This is a genomic window from Candidatus Thiothrix putei, assembly GCA_029972225.1.
Classification (GTDB): Bacteria; Pseudomonadota; Gammaproteobacteria; order Thiotrichales; family Thiotrichaceae; genus Thiothrix; species Thiothrix putei.
This window is the reverse complement of record CP124756.1, coordinates 1,664,418-1,682,188: the sequence shown is the minus strand read 5'-3', so window position 1 is coordinate 1,682,188 and position 17,771 is coordinate 1,664,418. Positions and strand designations below refer to the sequence as shown.

Below are 17,771 nucleotides of genomic sequence, written 5' to 3'. Positions count from 1 at the left end.
ATTATATTGTTTACTTCTTAGGGTGATCGTCACTTTATTCAGACACGTGTGACCGTCATCACAACCATTCATCGGCTTTTCGAGTTAAGCTATCGCTCATCAATTAGGAATACCAAACCGAAACCATACCGGGCAATACAAGGTAGGGCGGTAGCGCATCTAGCGGCTTATTAAACCTAATCAGTATAATAACCATCTACACGGAAATCACCTTCCTCAACAGCGACAATATTTTTTTATTGTAATTCTCGCAAGAAGGTAATGAATACAGAGTCTAACTTTATGAAAAACAATCTTACATGGCACTCCCATCGACTTTCTAAAGCAGAACGCATTCGTATGAATGGACAAAAGCCATTTGTATTGTGGCTCACAGGCTTAAGTGGTTCAGGCAAATCAACGTTGGCTGATGCGTTAGAATGCCGTTTGTATGAAATGGGATTTCGCACTTACTTGTTAGACGGTGACAATGTACGCCACGGCTTGAGTAAAGATTTAGGATTTAGTGATGCAGATCGGGTAGAAAACATCCGCAGAATTGGTGAGGCTGCTAAGTTGATGGTGGATGCTGGACTGATTGTGATTACAGCATTTATTTCTCCCTTTCGGGCAGATCGGCAGATGGTGCGCGATATGTTGGAGCCTGGTGAGTTCATGGAGTTGTATATGGATGTCCCCCTAGAAATCTGTGAAGAACGTGATCCCAAGGGCTTGTACCAAAAAGCGCGGGCTGGACAAATCAAGTATTTTACCGGCATTGATTCACCGTATGAAGCACCTCTGGCACCAGAACTGACCGCAACACCTGATGTATCAATCCATGAAGAAGTAGAACGCATTGTGTCTTATCTTATTCAGCATGGAAATATTCGGCTTAGTGAACAACGGAAAGTATTGTCGCTTGTATAGCGCTAAAATTCTCACTATTTTCAACTCTAAGTATTTCTAAAAACCATGAAAATCGCTATCGCCGGGACGGGCTACGTCGGACTTTCCAATGCTTTGTTATTGGCACAACACCATGAAGTCGTGGCGTTGGACATCGTGCCAGAAAAAGTGGCGCAATTAAATGCACGGCAATCGCCAATTGTGGATACCGAAATTGAGACGTTCTTGCAACGGCAGGATCTGCAATTTCGTGCCACATTGGATAAGGCAGATGCCTACCGTGAGGCTGCGTTTGTGATTATTGCCACACCAACCGATTACGACACGCAAACCAACACCTTCAATACCCGTTCAGTGGAAATGGTGGTGCGGGATGTGATGGCTATCAACCCAGAGGCGGTAATAGTAATCAAGTCTACCGTGCCAGTGGGCTATACAGCACGGCTGCGACAAGACACTGGTAGCGACAACATTTTGTTTTCGCCGGAATTTTTGCGCGAAGGCAAAGCCTTGTATGACAACCTCTACCCGGCGCGGATTGTGATAGGCGAACGTTCCCAGCGGGCAGCAACTTTTGCCGAATTGTTGCAGCAAGGGGCAATCAAGCGGGACATCCCTACCCTGTTCACCGATTCGACCGAAGCAGAGGCAATCAAGCTGTTTGCTAATACTTATCTAGCGATGCGGGTGGCGTATTTTAATGAGTTGGATACGTATGCGGCGACACATGGACTAAATACGCGCCAGATTATTGACGGAGTGTGTCTCGACCCGCGTATTGGCAACCATTATAACAATCCGTCGTTTGGTTATGGCGGTTATTGCTTACCAAAAGACACCAAACAGTTGTTGGCGAACTACAACCAAGTGCCGCAAAACCTAATCAATGCGATAGTGGAAGCTAACCGCACCCGTAAGGATTTCATCGCGGATGACATTATCCGTCGTAACCCAAGGGTAGTGGGGATTTACCGGCTGATTATGAAGGCGGGGTCGGATAACTTTCGAGCCTCTTCGATTCAGGGGATTATGAAACGTATCAAAGCAAAGGGGATTGATGTGGTGGTGTATGAGCCAGTGTTGGGCGAAGAAACGTTTTTCCGCTCGGCAGTAATACGTAATGTGGAAGCATTTAAGCAGATGAGTGATGTGATTGTGGCGAATCGTGTAACCGATGATATTCGGGATGTCGCTGCAAAAGTCTATACGCGAGATGTGTTTGGGAGTGACTAACTAAATGAAAAAAATCCTCATCGTTTTTGGCACACGCCCAGAAGCCATCAAAATGGCTCCTTTAGTAAAAGCATTGCAAGCCAACCCTGCTTTTGATGCTCGAGTGTGTGTTACCGCGCAGCACCGCCAAATGCTGGATCAAGTATTAGAATTGTTCGATATCGTGCCGGAATACGATCTGAACATCATGCAACCAGGGCAAGATTTAACCGATATTACTTGTCGCGTACTTACCGAGTTACGGGGTGTATTGACAACTTTCCAGCCTAACCGGATTCTCGTACATGGCGACACAACAACAACATTTGCCGCAAGTTTGGCGGCATATTATCAGAAAATCCCAGTTGGACACGTAGAAGCAGGGTTACGTACTGGCAACATTTACTCCCCTTGGCCAGAAGAGATTAATCGTAAGCTGAGTGGTGCAATTACCGACCTGCATTTTGCTCCAACAGCATTGGCTGCGGAGAACTTGAAGACAGAAAATGTTGCGTCTGAACAAATTATCATTACAGGCAATACCGTTATTGATGCACTACTAGAGGTTATCCAGCGGATTCAACAAAACTCCACACTGGAAGACCAGTTAGCGAGTCAATTCCGTTTTTTACATCCCACGAAGAAATTGCTACTGGTGACAGGGCATCGGCGAGAAAGTTTTGGGGATGGGTTTGAGCGTATTTGTCAGGCACTGGCACAGCTTGCCCAGCGGGATGATTTGGAGATTGTGTACCCAGTGCACTTGAACCCAAATGTCCATGAGCCAGTGAATCGTTTACTGAGTCACAACAGCAACATTCACTTGATTGACCCACAAGACTACCTACCCTTTGTATACCTCATGAATCGGGCTTACTTGATTTTGACCGATTCTGGCGGAATTCAGGAAGAAGCCCCCTCACTCGGTAAGCCGGTATTAGTGATGCGTGACACTACCGAACGCCCAGAAGCTGTACAGGCAGGCACGGTAAAACTGGTGGGAACGGATGCCGATAAGATTGTACAGGAAGCCAGCATTTTGCTGGATGATCGCCACACCTATGAAACGATGGGCTTTGCACACAATCCATATGGCGATGGCAAAGCCTGTCAACGGATTGTGCAAACACTGCTAAACAAGAATTAATCAGGATTGGGAATAAATTATGGCTTTTAAAACCATTTCCACTATCGGTATGGGCTATATCGGTCTGCCTACTGCTGCGGCATTTGCTTCTGCTGGCAAGAAAGTTATTGGGGTTGATATAAACCAAATAGCAGTTGATACGATTAATCAGGGCAAGATTCATATTGTCGAACCTGATTTAGATGATGTAGTGAAAACTGCTGTAACTACCGGCTATTTGCGTGCGACGACTGTACCAGAGCCAGCGGATGCGTTTTTGATTGCTGTACCAACGCCTTTCAAAGGTGATCATCAGCCAGATGTGAGTTATGTAGAAGCGGCGGTACGCTCTATTGCCCCAGTGTTGAAACAGGGTGATTTAGTGATACTGGAATCGACTTCTCCTGTTGGTACCACTGAGGATGTCGCCCAATGGTTATCGGAAGAACGCCCTGATCTTGTCCCTCACCCATTCAATATCCAAAACCCAATATTAAACATCAACCTCGCCTACTGCCCTGAACGCGTGTTACCGGGCAAAATTATGCAAGAACTGGTGAACAATGATCGTGTTATTGGCGGCATGACCCCACACTGTTCTGAACGTGCCATTGAATTATATCAGACCTTTGTGAAAGGTGAGTGCATCTCAACCACCGCACGCACCGCAGAAATGTGTAAACTGACAGAAAACAGCTTCCGCGATGTGAATATTGCGTTTGCTAATGAACTTTCTATTATTTGTGACAAGCTGGATATTAATGTTTGGGAGTTAATTAAACTGGCCAACCGTCATCCACGGGTGAATATTCTACAACCAGGGCCGGGGGTTGGTGGGCATTGTATTGCTGTAGATCCTTGGTTTATTGTTAGCAAGACACCAGATGAGTCACCTCTGATTCGTACTGCACGGGAAGTCAATAACTATAAGACTGAGTGGGTTATTGAGAAAATTAAAAATTCCGCACTGATTTTTGAACGTGATAACGGCAGAAAACCAGTGATTGCTTGTCTTGGCTTAGCATTCAAACCAGATATTGATGACTTACGCGAATCACCTGCTTTACATATTGTACAGAAGTTAAGTCAGGAAAATTTAAGTATTATTGCTGTAGAACCAAATATCGACCTCTTAATCAATCCCCATGAGTTGGGTATAAACACCAGCTCTTTCAAACTCGCATCGCTTGAAGATTCTCTAAAAAAAGCTGATATTTTCATGTTATTAGTCGCTCACAAAGAATTTAAGACGACTCAAATACGACTCGTCAATCTTTTCGATTTCTGCGGTGTTATTCAATAGTAGAGAGTAAAAAAATGTCAACTCTATTAAGTAAACGCAAAGGTATTATTCTTGCAGGAGGGAGTGGTACACGCTTGTACCCACTAACGAAAGCAGTTAGCAAACAGCTTATGCCTGTTTATGATAAACCTATGATATACTACCCCCTGACGGTGCTGATGCTTTCCGATATCCGAGATATTCTGATCATCACGACACCTGAAGACTCTAGCCAGTTCCAACAATTATTAGCTGATGGCTCACAGTGGGGTTTAAATATTGAATATGCGGTACAACCAAAACCAGAAGGACTAGCACAAGCATTTCTAATCGGAGCAGACTTTGTAGGAAATGCACCGACCACTTTAATTTTAGGTGACAACATTTACTACGGAGAAGGGCTTTCACAACGCTTACAAACCGTTTCCCAACAAAAAAATGGAGCAACAGTGTTTGCTTATTATGTTAAAGATCCTGAACGCTACGGCGTAGTGGATTTTGACCCCCAGGGTAAGGCATTGAGCATTGAAGAAAAACCTGCTAAACCACGCTCACACTATGCTGTGACTGGCTTGTATTTTTACGATAACCAAGTCGTAAATATGGCACGTGAGGTACGACCTTCGCCTCGTGGCGAATTGGAAATCACCACTCTTAATCAAATGTATCTTGAAGCAGGGCAATTACAGGTTGAAATGCTAAAACGAGGCACAGCTTGGTTAGATACGGGTACACATGCCTCATTACTGGATGCATCTAATTACATTCGTGTAATTGAAGAAAGACAAGGGTTAAAAATTGCTTGCCCTGAAGAAATTGCCTGGCGAATGGGCTTTATTGATCAAGAACAACTCTTCAGATTAGCAGAACCCTTGAAGAAAAGTGGCTATGGCGATTACCTTATAGGATTAGTAGCATGAAACTGATTCCAACACATATCCCCGATGTCAAAATCATCGAACCTACTGTTTTTGGGGATGCGCGTGGTTTTTTCATGGAAACGTGGAATAGCGAAACACTTGTCTCATTAGGTTTAAATCTCACCTTTGTACAGGATAACCATAGCCGTTCTGGGCAAGGTATCTTACGTGGCCTGCATTATCAGCTTCAGCAAACCCAAGGAAAATTGGTAAGAGTAACTACCGGGGCAGTCTTTGATGTCGCTGTTGACCTACGCCAATCATCACCAACATTTGGGCAGTGGTTTGGTATTGAACTCAGCGCGGATAATCATCGTATGCTGTGGATTCCACCCGGTTTTGCACATGGCTTTTATGTGTTAAGTGAATCTGCTGATTTTTTGTATAAATGCACTGAGCCGTATGCGCCACAATACGATCGTTGCCTACATTGGAATGATTCTACAATTGGTATCCAGTGGCCGTTGGTTAATGGAGAAATGCCGCAACTCTCTGCGAAAGATGCGGCAGGTAAATACTGGCATGAAGCGGATAAATTTGCATGAATCATCAATTTCTACCAAGAAATGAATCTCTAATCAAGGTTCTGGTGACGGGTGCAAATGGACAACTGGGTTTTGAATTAAAAGCTACCTGTCCCTCCAAATACATGCTGATAGCGACCGATGCAGATATACTGGACATTACCCAACCGCTACAAATTGAGGCTGCACTGAATAAATACAAACCTGACATTATCGTCAACGCAGCCGCTTACACAGCAGTCGATAAAGCCGAAACTGATCAAGTTAATGCATGGCGTATTAATGCCACAGCTCCTGAACTATTGAGCGACTTGCAAAATCCGACAAACTGAGTTGCTCAATTTTCAGCATTGACCGAACGCCGCATATTCAGCCGATTTTTTACTCAATTTGACCAACGAAACCTGAGCTTTTTCAGTTTTACCGTAACTTTTGCTAAATTTCACCCATACCGATGCGACTGCTCCTGTTTTTCAGTCAGTCTTCCCGTGTTTTTTCAAACCCAGTCGCTTTATAACAAGACACGCATCAGTTGATCAGCACTCAACACCAAAATCCCAAACATCAAGTGGCTGTAAACTTTTTGCGCACCTTGCACCCACACATTCCGACCACCAAATTCATCCTTCAGGCGGGCATTGGTTCGTTCTACGGTGCTGCGAATTTTGTAACGCTCGGCATCAGCAGGTTCAAACGCTTCTTTCTGTCCGCCGCGAGGATTGTGATCAATCAGAGGGACATGCCCCAGATGACGGCTGTATTCGTGCAAATCAGCACTGCAATAGGCCGCATCCATCAGGTCGTAGAGACTGGTGACACGTTGGGCACTGATTTGAGAGAGTGGGATGGCTGCCCCGCTGTCGTGAAAGGAGGCGGAAGACAGAATGGCTGCTATCGGGACACCACAATCGGCGGTATCGATATGCAGTTTGTAGCCGTTCCAACTGTGCTTGTAGCCTTGGGCATTCTTCTTCGTCCCCCGGTTACACTGAACCGGTATCTCATCGAGTGCTTGCTGAAGTGACTGTTCCCGTTGGCGCTGAATCCGTGTTTGCCCTTGTTTTTTCTTTGGCTTTTCCTCGGCAACAGGCCGTTCACGTGCCTCAATGGCTGTTGAATCCCGACACAGGTGGCCGATCAGCGCATCGCCCAAATACGTTTTCACCAACGTTTCATGCACACGTTCCGCTAAACGCTGTTCAGCAAATTCAGCGAAGGCACGTGAAAAGGTGGATTCGGAAGGCAGTTTCTTGGTCAGGGGAAACCCGCAGATGCGTCGCAGGGAGCGATCGTTTTGCAGCCGGTCAATGAGTGCTCGCGTATTGACAATATTGAGCACGCTTTTGGCGACAAAAGCATTGGCAAACCAAGATCGCTCCGTCGCTGGCCGTCCAGACCCATCACGAAAAGAGCGCACAAAATCTTCAATGCGCGTCAGCTCCAGTACGTGAATGAGCTTTTCAAGCTTGGGGGTCAATGTGCCAAAGGCATCATTGAAGCAAGGCAGTATTTCAATTTGCAGCAAACTCCAGCGTTGTGCAATCAGGGCGCGTTCGGTAGAATTCATAGCGTGGGCTTAATGGTTGTTTTGATGCTTCTATTATCGCCGAAAACGGCAGCCCACACTTCTTTTTTCCTTCAGATGAAGGAAGGTTCACGCTGAAAATGTAATTTTGCAAGTGGCTCTATTAGCAAAAGCTGTCGCTGAACGCTGTGCTAATGGTCAAAACATTCAACTGGTGCAAATTTCCACTGACTTTGTGTTTGACGGACAACAAACAACCCCCTATCTGCCTAATACACCAGCTAGACCACTCAGTGTTTATGGTTCGAGTAAATTAGCAGGCGAACAAGTAATACAAACGCTGCTACCTGAAGCATTAATTGTGCGTACTTCATGGCTTTATTCATCTCATGGACATAACTTTGTAAAAACAATGTTGCGCCTCATGACTGACAAGCCACAATTGAGCATAGTGTATGATCAAATAGGTACACCGACATGGGCACGGACGTTAGCTATTACTTTATGGGCATTAGTCGACAAGCAAGCACAAGGCATATTTCACTGTGCTGATAATGGAGTAGCAAGTTGGTATGACTTTGCAGTCGCTATTCAAACAGAAGCTTTAACTTTAGGCATATTGACAAATACTATACCGATTAAACCTATTCGCAGCGTAGCTTACCCAACACCTGCACAACGACCTACTTTCAGTGTGATGGATAAAAGCACAACTGAAAGTATATTAGAAACACCGTTCCCCCATTGGCGTGACAGCTTACGTGCTATGCTGGGCGAACTTAAACAAAGAAATTCATAAAGTAACTTTATATGACAACGGCTACACATAATCCTCAACGTTTACTCATCACTGGCGGAGCTGGTTTTATAGGCACGAATTTTGTGCATTATTGGTTTGAGCAATACCCTGATGCCCATATTGTAGTACTAGATGCATTGACCTATGCAGGACGGCGCGAAAATCTACAAGCTCATGATGGAAAAAGTAATTTCCGTTTTGTGCATGGTGATATTCTCGATCAAGCCTTAGTGATTGAATTGCTTCGTGAAGAAAATATTGACACGATAGTACACTTTGCAGCTGAATCACATGTTGATCGTTCTATTTATGGTCCTGATGCTTTCCTGAAAACCAATATTGATGGCACACATAGCTTGTTGAAAGCGGCAAAAACAATTTGGTTAGATGAAAAGCCGGGGATTGCACATCGTTTCCATCATGTTTCGACAGATGAAGTGTATGGAACACTCTCTCCTACTGATCCTGCATTTACGGAAACCACATCGTATGCACCAAATTCACCGTATGCGGCAAGTAAGGCAGCTTCTGATCATATTGTCAGAGCCTATCAACACACTTATAAGTTACAAACCACAACTAGCAACTGTTCAAACAATTATGGTCCTTATCAATATCCTGAAAAGCTAATCCCACTTGCTATATCATGTTTATTGGAAGGAAAAACCGTTCCTATATACGGTGATGGCCAACAAATCAGAGATTGGTTGTATGTTGATGATCACAGTCGTGGAATTGATTTAATTATCCGTAGAGGAAAAATTGGGGAAACCTATAATATAGGTGGCAATAATGAACAAACTAATATTAATCTGATACGTGAATTATGTGCCTTATTAGATTCTTATCTTTCTAACTCACTTAATGTGCCACATGAGCAATATATTACGTATGTAAAAGACAGACTCGGACATGATAGAAGATATGCCATTGATAATAAAAAAATTCGTCATGACCTTGGTTATATCCCCGTTGAAACATTTAACTCTGGTTTAATAAAAACATTAGAATGGTATTTAAAAAATCCAGATTTTCAAAATCTAATAAAAAATTAATGTTATTTAAATATATTAGAAATTAGTTTATTTTTTATTTAACCAGTTATAAATATATAAGTACTTAGGCATAAGTTACTCGGAACTTTGCAATCGTAACCGATTGATTTGTAAGGGGTGGTTTTTCCGAAAAACTTTTGCATAAGTACTTAAATGGAGAAAAGATGCTTGCTTTCGTTCACATTCCAAAAACAGCGGGTTCGTCGACTAATCTCATACTAAGAAGTAGTTTCGGCATTCATCACTGTGATGTAAAACGTTTGAATATGAAGAATACGTTTTTTTCCAGTGATGACTTCAAACTAACTAAAAAACTATGGCCATTTAACATCAAAAGCATAGCTTCGCATGAATTAAGTCCATTATCAGATTTAGCTTCCAGCATTCCTAATATCAAATATTATACTTTTTTGCGAAACCCTATTGATCGTTGTATATCTCATTATCAATACCATAGACAACGCACTGGTGACACAATACCTCTTGAAGAATGGATTAAATCGCCAGATATGCAAAACTTACAAACTGGATTTTTCTCTGAAAACAAAGAATCGAAAGAGGCTCTAGAAACACTTGAGAAAAAAATGTTTTTTGTTGGAATTACAGAAGATTTTAAATTTTGTATGGAAATGCTAAATAAGCTAAGCGGAGAAAAAATATTAACCCAAATAAATGCCAACAGAAATACAGCTTATGACAACACAATAAAAAAAGAAATAATGAACAGTAAAAAATTAATCAGTATAATTAAAGAAAACAACCAAGAAGACATTATAATTTATAATAAATACAAAGAGATCATATTAAATGAAAAAAATTCAACCGTATTTAATAAAAACAATAACAAGCATCACAATAAGCAAATCAATAACTATGCTAATATACTTACACGAAATATAATATATAAACCACTTACAAAAATCGCAAAAAGCAATTAATAAAATGAATAGAAATAAAGGAATATATGTTGCTTTACTATCAGGGTTTTCAACAGTTTTTGGTTTAACAGTTGCGCCGACAAATCCACTAATAGTATTACTATCAGTAATACTATTACCCCTTATAACAACATATATTTTCACCAGAAACCTATCAATTTCTTTAATTATAATATGGTTAAATGAATTAATATTTGGAATGTCTGGTGCTTGGTTAAAAATTGGTTTTCTACCAGGAAGAGGATTATTATTACTCTTCATAATATCAACATTTTTATTGAATCGTAAATTCAGGCAATCATTACAAGAAATATCTCCCAAAACACACAAAATTATAATTTTTTATAGCATTGTTTTTCCTGGTTTATTATTTTTCTGGGGAGTATTATATAATGGTGCTGAAATTTCCAATGCATTATCAGATATATTAAGATTTTTTGGTTTATTAGGATTTTATCCACTTTATTATTTATTTAGCAGATATTTTCCTTTTATTAAAGCTTGGATACTAACAGCCGTATTACTTCTTAGTTCAGTATTTATTTTTGCTCATATTAGTTCAGATGAAATCAGAATCTTAATAGTTGACAACTGGGTTTATCTAGGAAGAGATATGGATAAAAAAATTAATTATATCAGATTAAGCTATGAATCTATACTCTATGGCTTTATAGGCTTATTTTACGGTTTGTTATTAATCTATAATAAAAGCTCAAAGTCAAAAACCATATCCATATTATTAGTCATAGTAAACTTATTACCAATAATATTGAATTTCTTAAGAGGACCAATACTTTCGATATTTATCAGTGCAATGTTATTTATTGCAGGACAAGCAAAAAGCACTAAACAGCTTATTCCCTTAATAAAAACAGCACCTGCAATTCTTATGGTATTTATAATTGGCTCATATTTTTTACTGCAAAATCCATTAGCTGAAAATAAATTAATAGAATTACAAAGCTCATCAACTCTTGAAGATTATGTAAAAGAAGCCAGAGTTATTCAAACAAAAGCAATGTTAGATGCATGGATTGAGGCTCCGTTTTTAGGGAAAGGAGTAGGAATTCCGTTAGAAGGATATTATAGAGGTTCTGGTTTATCAGCAGAAGTTCAATATGCCATGGTTCTTTACAGAACAGGTATAGTAGGACTATTTATTGTAACTTTACCATTTTTCTTCTTAGCATATAGAATCATAAGCTATAGAATTAAAATTAATAATAAATTACATTCAAGTGTAACAATATTAGAATTAAGTATAGCACTCACATTACTATCACTAGGTATAGCCTCATTTTTTAATCCATATTTAGCTTCATCAGTTACAATAACTTTATTTATTATGTATTTAGCTGCAAAAGAAACAGAAAAGCTTTCTAGGAAATATTAAAATGCATCAAAAAAAACCCAACATCGTTTTTCTAATAATAGGATTTAACAATATAAATGAAGTAAATAACTACATTACACAAATTGACGCATTAAATAATACAAAATATGACATAGATATTGTTATAACAGATAATATCGGAACATTTAAAGAACATGAAATCATAAACAGTTTTTATCGAGTGACGCTTTTAAATCCTAAAAATAATTTAGGCTATTTAAATGGTTGTAGTTATGGACTTGACTTTTACAGAAAATCTTATAACAAAAATCCATCATGGGTATGTGTATCTAATACAGATCTTACATTAGACAAAAACATTTTAGATATACTTGATACTAATATTGAAAATATTGGACAAGTATCTTCTTTAATAAAAACACAAACAGGTACTGCACAAAATCCACATTTAAAAAACAGACCTAGTCAAGCATTTCTTTTAAAACAAATTCTTATTCACTCATTTCATTGGATTGGCGGACTATATATTTATCTTAGCCACATAAAAGATAAGTTATCTATAAAAAAAGATCCCAAAGAAAAAAAAGAATATTTAATATATACATCCCATGGTTCATTTTTCTTTTTAAGTAAAGCTTTCTTTGATAAAGGTGGGATAATTCATGATGCTCCCTTTCTATATAGTGAAGAACTTTATATAGGGGAACAATTATATCGCCATAATCTTAAAAGTGTTTGTAATACAAAGTACACAATTATCCATCATAATCATTCAACATCAAAATTAGTATCATTATATAAAAAAAGCAAATTCATGCTTACGTCAAACAAGTTAATATATGAGAAATTTTATAAATGAATATTGTAATTATTGCTCCTTTTTGGGAAGCAACTGGACATGTTGGTAACTATCGAATAAAAAGATACATTGACTGGTGTTTAGAAAATAACATTTATATTACCATGATTACATCTGGGAAAAAAAATACCATTTTAGAAAAGCCATGGGGAAAACAAATTGAAGTATTTGATCGATTTAATTTGTATACATGGAGAAAACAAAAAAAAGAAAACAATTTGAGCTTTTCTCCACATAGAAAAGAAAACACATTAAGAAAATATATTGTTAACAATCTTTTAATTCCAGATCCTATTATACTATGGAATTGGAGTGTAGCTTTTGACTCAGCGGTTCAAGAAGAAATCAAAAATAGTGATTTTATTTTAACATCTAGTCCTCCAGAATCATTGCATATACTAGGGATGTATTTATCAAAAAAATATAAAAAGAAACATATTATTGATATGCGTGATGGTTGGTTAGATGAATCACTGAAAGATTCATTACATTCTAAAGGCATCAGATATTGGATAGAAAAAAAACTAGAAGCGTTAGTTGTGAAGAACTCAGCAATAATTTTAACATCCAGTTCAAAGTGGTTGAGTTTACTGATTAATCGTTATAAAAACATAGAAAATAAATCTTACGTTATTACGAACGGCTATCCAGTTATTGAAGAAGAACTACTAAATAAACTACATAGCAATAAACAAAAAAACCCGTCCCAAAATATAATAATGACTTATGCTGGTCGTATAAGAGGTTCACGAAGTACTCAGAGAGCACATCATTTTATTTCTCCTATTATTTCAGCTGGTTACCAATTACCGAATTATCACTTTACTATTCAAATAATTGGACGTTTAACAAAAGAAGATTTAGAAGAAATAGACACAATTAAGTTACAAAACAACAATTTAAAAAATATAACTATAACATTAAAAGATGAAGTAGAAAGAGAAGAGCTTTTCCATCTTCTTTCTCAGTCAAATGTTTTATTACTGACATCAATGAGTATATCAAATATACCCAGCAAATTATTTGAGTATATAACATTAAAATGCCCAATATTTGCCACATCTCCCAAAGAAAGCATTTTATTTTCTTTTGAAAAAGAAATACCTCAGTTATTTGTTAATGAGATAGAATCACCAAATATTAATAAGACTATTGAAAAAATTAAAGAGCTGTCTAGTTTACAAGATAGTGCATTAGTTCCTAGAACTTATCATCCAGATGAAATAAAAAGAAAATTTCTTTATATTGTAGAAAAACATGCAAACAATTAAAAATGTTCTTATTATTGGCGGAGGTACGTTAGCTGCGCAAATATTGTCAATTTCAATAATGCCAGTATTAACCAGAATATATACACCCGATGCTTTTGGAGTTTTGAATATATTCAATGTCGCATCAATTATATTATTGCCGTTATTTACTTTAACTTATCAGAATGCAGTAAATCTGCCCACACTTGATCGCACGGCAATTGACATAACTAAAATAATTAATTTATTTTCAATATTTTCATCAATTGTAGCAATATTTATTTTAGTTGTATTATCAATATTTGAATATATTAATAATACTCATGTGATGATTGGTTTTTTTGTCGTTTTTTATACATTTTTTTTAGCTAATTCCAAAGGTTATGAACAATGGCTAATTAGAAAACACAAATTCAAGACATTAGCTTTTCCCATTTTTCTTCAAGCTATATTGATAGGCTCTATTAATATATTATTAGGTTTATTTTTTTACCATGATGAAAACTTAATAATATCAGCCTTGTTTGGACAAATAGCATTAACATTAATGTATTTCTTATTTTCAAAAAAAGAAATACAAATAGACATTAACCTAAAAAAAAATCAACTATTAAAGTCAGTGGCTATTATTAAGAAAAATCCTGAATTTATAAAATACGGCACACCACAATTATTACTTAATGCATCATCTCAAGGAGTGCCTAGTATTTTACTAACTTACTTTTTTGGTTTAACCAGTATTGGTTATTTTACTTTAGCCGAAAGAGCATTAAAAATGCCCATTACTTTAATTTCAGCATCTGTTAATAAAGCAACAACACCAATAATAGCATTAAACATTAATAATAATAAGAATTTAAAAAAAATCATATTTAAATTCACATCTAACTTAGCCATCATTAGCTCTCCTATATTTTCTATATTTTATTTTTTCAGTACAGACATATTTTCTTTTATATTTGGTTCAAACTGGAGTACTTCTGGAGAAATTGCAGCTTCACTTTCTATTTATTTATTTTTTGTGTTTATCTCTCCTGTTTCAGCAAGAGTTTTGGTATTGAAAAAAGACCAATTCTTTTTATTAATGCTTGAGATTTTCAGCATAACAATAAAAACATTTATTATTCTATTAATGGTATACCTTAACTTTGACTTGGTAAATACGGTAAAAGCCTATGCCATTATTGCTTCTTTACCTTACATTTTCATGATCACAAGATCATTTCAATTGGTTTTAAAACTATGAAAATCAACTTTATTATTGTTGGTTCACAAAAATCTGGGACTACTACTTTATTTGATATATTATCTAGCCACCCTCATTTAATTGGATCAAAGCCTAAAGAGCCAGATATTTTTTTAAAAAAAAATATTAGCCTTGGAAAATATTTTGACACTAAACAACAAGAAAGTTGTTTTTTTGAAGCTTCAACCAAATACACCTTTTCCACAGATTTGTCTGGCAAAGCCATAGAGTTAATGTACGAACACAACCCATCAATGAAATTCATTTATATAATAAGAAACCCAATAGATCGGATTGCATCAAGTTACAAACATTTTTACGAGCGAGGTTATATTGATTATTCTTTTAACACGGCACTCAATAATTATTTACCGCTCATTGAAATAACTAAATATTACTCACAAATAAAGCCTTATGTGGAAAAATTTGGACGTGATAATATATTAATTTTAAAATTTGAAGATTTAATTAATGACAAAGAAAATACAGTAAAGGAAGTTTCCAAGTTTTTAAACATTGATCACTCTAAATTCAATAAAGACTACATTAATATTCACTCAAACAACTCAAAAAATAAAATAAAATTTTCAAAAAAATATGATTTATTATTTCAGGCTTTACGTACAATTAGAAAAAAAATCAGTCCCGCACAATACAAAATAATTTTAAAATTTGGCTCATTATTTCTAAAGCCAAAAGAAAATAAACCCCCAGCGTTTTCAATATCAGAAGATCAAAGAATGCAGATAAAATCTGTTCTAGAAGAAGAAATCAAGCAAATAGAAAAACTTATGGGGGAAAAAACAACCTATTATTAGAACTTCAGTTCAAAATATATTTCTTCATCTAGAAAACAAAAATTCAATCAATTTTAAATTAAAAACGATATTCTCATTATTGGTTTTTTTACAATCTATCACGGAGTTAAAAATGAAAATCTTAGAAGAACCTGATTTAATTAACCTATATTTAAAAAATATTAATAAAAAAATCCTATAATGATTCAAATAGGTGCAAATGATGGTAAATATGAATATTCAAAAGAAAGTGGCAAAGATTTTATTTTTGATTTTTTACTTACTAATCCATATTGGCAAGCAGTTCTAGTTGAACCCATACCAAGTGTTTTTACTGAGCTAAAAAAAAATTACTCTCAACATAAGAATCAAATAGCATTTGTTAACAATGCAATTACTGAAAGAACAGAAACAAGGGAACTGGAAATTTCAGGAAAAGAAGGGAAAAACTCTTCTTTTTTTAAAAGACCTCAATCACTTATTGGGAAAATACGCTCTATTTTAAAACACAATAATAAAATAAAAATAAATGTTAATTGTATATCATATAATGAATTATGTAGCATACAAAATCTTAAAGAAGTTGATTTCATCAAAATAGACGCTGAAGGATACGATGAAATAATTATTGAATCTATTCTTCATACTGATCAGTCTAATTTAATACCAAAAGTATTTTTTTGGGAAAAAAATACACATACAAATAATACCTGCGAAGAAAAATTGTCAAACCTTGGCTATCATATATTTCTATCTGGATTAAATAAGTCAGGAAATTATATGGATAGAGTGGCAATTCATTCGTCCATTTTGTAGGTATACCAGTCCGTGCCATAAAATAGTTTTTTTGATCAGGGAAATATGGTTAGATGACTGGTAACAAAAGCAGCCATGAGTAATGTATGACATTAAAAATCACTTTCACTGAGGATGAGATAGCGGAGCTGTTCTACTGGAAGGAGCGCCATCCTCATCCCAGAGTCCGTAAGAAAATGTCCGTGCTGTACCTGAAATCCCAACAGTTGACGCATAAGGAAATCAAACGATTGGAAAGGATTACAGAAGCCACGCTGCTTGCCTACCTAAACGCCTACCTACAACCTAACGGTTTAGAAGCTCTTAAAGAAATACGATTCAATAAACCACAGAGTGATTTGATGGCATATAAAGACAAGATTGAAGCCTATTTTCGTGAATATCCCCCCGCAACCAGCAAGGCGGCAGCCGCTAAGATTGAGGAGCTGACAGGCATCAAACGCAGTGAGGACAGGGTACGTGTCTTTATGAAGAAAATAGGGATGGACATCCATAAAGTGGGGATGATACCCGCCAAAGCTGATGTGGAAGCACAAGAAAAGTTCCTGGAAAATGAACTAAAACCGCGCATTCAGGAGGCTAAGGAGGGCAAACGCGCCCTTTTTTTGTCGATGCCGCCCACTTCGTGTTAGCACCGTTTCTGGGGTTTTTGTGGTCATTTTCCCGCGTATTCATCAAAGCCCCCTGTGGTCGACAACGCTACAACGTATTGGGCGCACTCAATGCGATAACGCTACAACTCATCACGATCACTAACGACTCCTATATCAACGCTAACAGCGTGTGTGAATTATTGGAAAAAATTGCAGCGTTAGCACTCAAAATACCGATCACTTTGGTCTTGGATAATGCCAAGTATCAACGCTGTGAAGCCGTGTTTGCCTGTGCGAAAAGGCTCAATATTGAACTATTATTTTTACCGACCTATTCACCCAACCTCAATCTGATTGAACGGTTGTGGAAGTTCGTCAAGAAAAAATGCTTGTACTCGAAATACTATGATAAGTTTCCCGCTTTCAAGGCGGCCATCACCAACTGTCTCGACAAGCTGGATACCGATCACAAGAAAGAACTGACCCAGTTGATGACAACAAATTTTCAAACCTTTAAAAATGTTCAGGTCTTGACGCTGTAAGGTATAAGTTTCCTAAAAGAGCAAGAAGCGACTTAAATTGTGTCA

The 17,771-nt window shown here is 37.2% G+C and carries 17 protein-coding genes and 1 pseudogene; 17 read left to right on the top strand and 1 reads right to left on the bottom strand.

Features of this window, described 5'->3' with window-relative positions; translation table 11 throughout:
• Nucleotides 1–282: 282 nt before the first annotated feature.
• Genes cysC through QJT81_08650 form a run of 7 tightly spaced genes read left to right on the top strand, consistent with a single transcriptional unit; the run spans nucleotide 283 to nucleotide 6,284 of the window.
• Nucleotides 283–909: an adenylyl-sulfate kinase gene (gene cysC, locus QJT81_08680; GenBank protein ID WGZ96034.1), complete on the top strand. Its 627-nt coding sequence runs from the start codon at nucleotides 283–285 to the stop codon at nucleotides 907–909.
• A 45-nt stretch (nucleotides 910–954) separates the two neighbouring features.
• Entirely contained in the window at nucleotides 955–2,121 is a 1,167-nt protein-coding gene (locus tag QJT81_08675; protein ID WGZ96033.1) for a nucleotide sugar dehydrogenase, read from the top strand.
• Nucleotides 2,122–2,125: 4 nt separating this feature from the next.
• The gene (gene wecB, locus QJT81_08670) at nucleotides 2,126–3,247 is read left to right on the top strand and encodes a UDP-N-acetylglucosamine 2-epimerase (non-hydrolyzing) (GenBank protein ID WGZ96032.1); all 1,122 of its coding nucleotides are present in this window, start codon (nucleotides 2,126–2,128) and stop codon (nucleotides 3,245–3,247) included.
• Nucleotides 3,248–3,266: 19 nt separating this feature from the next.
• Complete coding sequence (gene wecC, locus QJT81_08665) at nucleotides 3,267–4,529, top strand: UDP-N-acetyl-D-mannosamine dehydrogenase (protein ID WGZ96031.1); 1,263 nt, start codon at nucleotides 3,267–3,269, stop codon at nucleotides 4,527–4,529.
• A 14-nt stretch (nucleotides 4,530–4,543) separates the two neighbouring features.
• Nucleotides 4,544–5,428 (top strand): glucose-1-phosphate thymidylyltransferase RfbA, encoded by an 885-nt coding sequence (gene rfbA, locus QJT81_08660; GenBank protein ID WGZ96030.1) that lies wholly within the window; start codon nucleotides 4,544–4,546, stop codon nucleotides 5,426–5,428.
• On the top strand, nucleotides 5,425–5,973 hold the full coding sequence (rfbC, locus tag QJT81_08655; GenBank protein WGZ96029.1) for a dTDP-4-dehydrorhamnose 3,5-epimerase: 549 nt from the start codon (nucleotides 5,425–5,427) through the stop codon (nucleotides 5,971–5,973). Before rfbA ends, rfbC begins: the two co-directional genes overlap by 4 nt.
• Nucleotides 5,970–6,284, top strand: a complete 315-nt coding sequence (locus tag QJT81_08650) for a sugar nucleotide-binding protein (protein ID WGZ96028.1) — start codon at nucleotides 5,970–5,972, stop codon at nucleotides 6,282–6,284. Before rfbC ends, QJT81_08650 begins: the two co-directional genes overlap by 4 nt.
• Nucleotides 6,285–6,463: 179 nt before the next feature.
• Here QJT81_08650 and QJT81_08645 read toward each other — a convergent pair whose 3' ends face one another.
• On the bottom strand, nucleotides 6,464–7,519 hold the full coding sequence (locus tag QJT81_08645; protein ID WGZ96027.1) for a transposase: 1,056 nt from the start codon (nucleotides 7,517–7,519) through the stop codon (nucleotides 6,464–6,466).
• A 112-nt stretch (nucleotides 7,520–7,631) separates the two neighbouring features.
• Between QJT81_08645 and rfbD the strand changes: the two genes are divergently transcribed.
• The 10 genes and pseudogenes from rfbD to QJT81_08595 all read left to right on the top strand — a co-directional run bounded on the left by rfbD (nucleotide 7,632) and on the right by QJT81_08595 (nucleotide 17,726).
• Entirely contained in the window at nucleotides 7,632–8,276 is a 645-nt protein-coding gene (rfbD, locus tag QJT81_08640; GenBank protein WGZ96465.1) for a dTDP-4-dehydrorhamnose reductase, read from the top strand.
• Nucleotides 8,277–8,287: 11 nt separating this feature from the next.
• Nucleotides 8,288–9,331: a dTDP-glucose 4,6-dehydratase gene (rfbB, locus tag QJT81_08635; protein WGZ96026.1), complete on the top strand. Its 1,044-nt coding sequence runs from the start codon at nucleotides 8,288–8,290 to the stop codon at nucleotides 9,329–9,331.
• Nucleotides 9,332–9,495: 164 nt separating this feature from the next.
• The gene (locus QJT81_08630) at nucleotides 9,496–10,269 is read left to right on the top strand and encodes a sulfotransferase family 2 domain-containing protein (GenBank protein WGZ96025.1); all 774 of its coding nucleotides are present in this window, start codon (nucleotides 9,496–9,498) and stop codon (nucleotides 10,267–10,269) included.
• Nucleotides 10,270–10,273: 4 nt separating this feature from the next.
• Nucleotides 10,274–11,662, top strand: a complete 1,389-nt coding sequence (locus QJT81_08625) for a hypothetical protein (protein ID WGZ96024.1) — start codon at nucleotides 10,274–10,276, stop codon at nucleotides 11,660–11,662.
• A gap of 1 nt (nucleotide 11,663) precedes the next feature.
• Nucleotides 11,664–12,482, top strand: coding sequence for a hypothetical protein (locus QJT81_08620; protein ID WGZ96023.1), 819 nt, complete (start codon nucleotides 11,664–11,666; stop codon nucleotides 12,480–12,482).
• Nucleotides 12,479–13,753: a hypothetical protein gene (locus tag QJT81_08615; GenBank protein ID WGZ96022.1), complete on the top strand. Its 1,275-nt coding sequence runs from the start codon at nucleotides 12,479–12,481 to the stop codon at nucleotides 13,751–13,753. The genes QJT81_08620 and QJT81_08615 overlap by 4 nt, the downstream gene beginning before the upstream one ends.
• The gene (locus tag QJT81_08610; GenBank protein WGZ96021.1) at nucleotides 13,740–14,978 is read left to right on the top strand and encodes an oligosaccharide flippase family protein; all 1,239 of its coding nucleotides are present in this window, start codon (nucleotides 13,740–13,742) and stop codon (nucleotides 14,976–14,978) included. Before QJT81_08615 ends, QJT81_08610 begins: the two co-directional genes overlap by 14 nt.
• Nucleotides 14,975–15,796, top strand: a complete 822-nt coding sequence (locus QJT81_08605; protein WGZ96020.1) for a sulfotransferase — start codon at nucleotides 14,975–14,977, stop codon at nucleotides 15,794–15,796. Before QJT81_08610 ends, QJT81_08605 begins: the two co-directional genes overlap by 4 nt.
• Before the next feature lie 180 nt (nucleotides 15,797–15,976).
• On the top strand, nucleotides 15,977–16,591 hold the full coding sequence (locus tag QJT81_08600) for an FkbM family methyltransferase (GenBank protein WGZ96019.1): 615 nt from the start codon (nucleotides 15,977–15,979) through the stop codon (nucleotides 16,589–16,591).
• Between the two features lie 86 nt (nucleotides 16,592–16,677).
• Nucleotides 16,678–17,726 (top strand): annotated as a pseudogene (locus QJT81_08595) (IS630 family transposase).
• The last annotated feature ends 45 nt before the right edge of the window (nucleotides 17,727–17,771 follow it).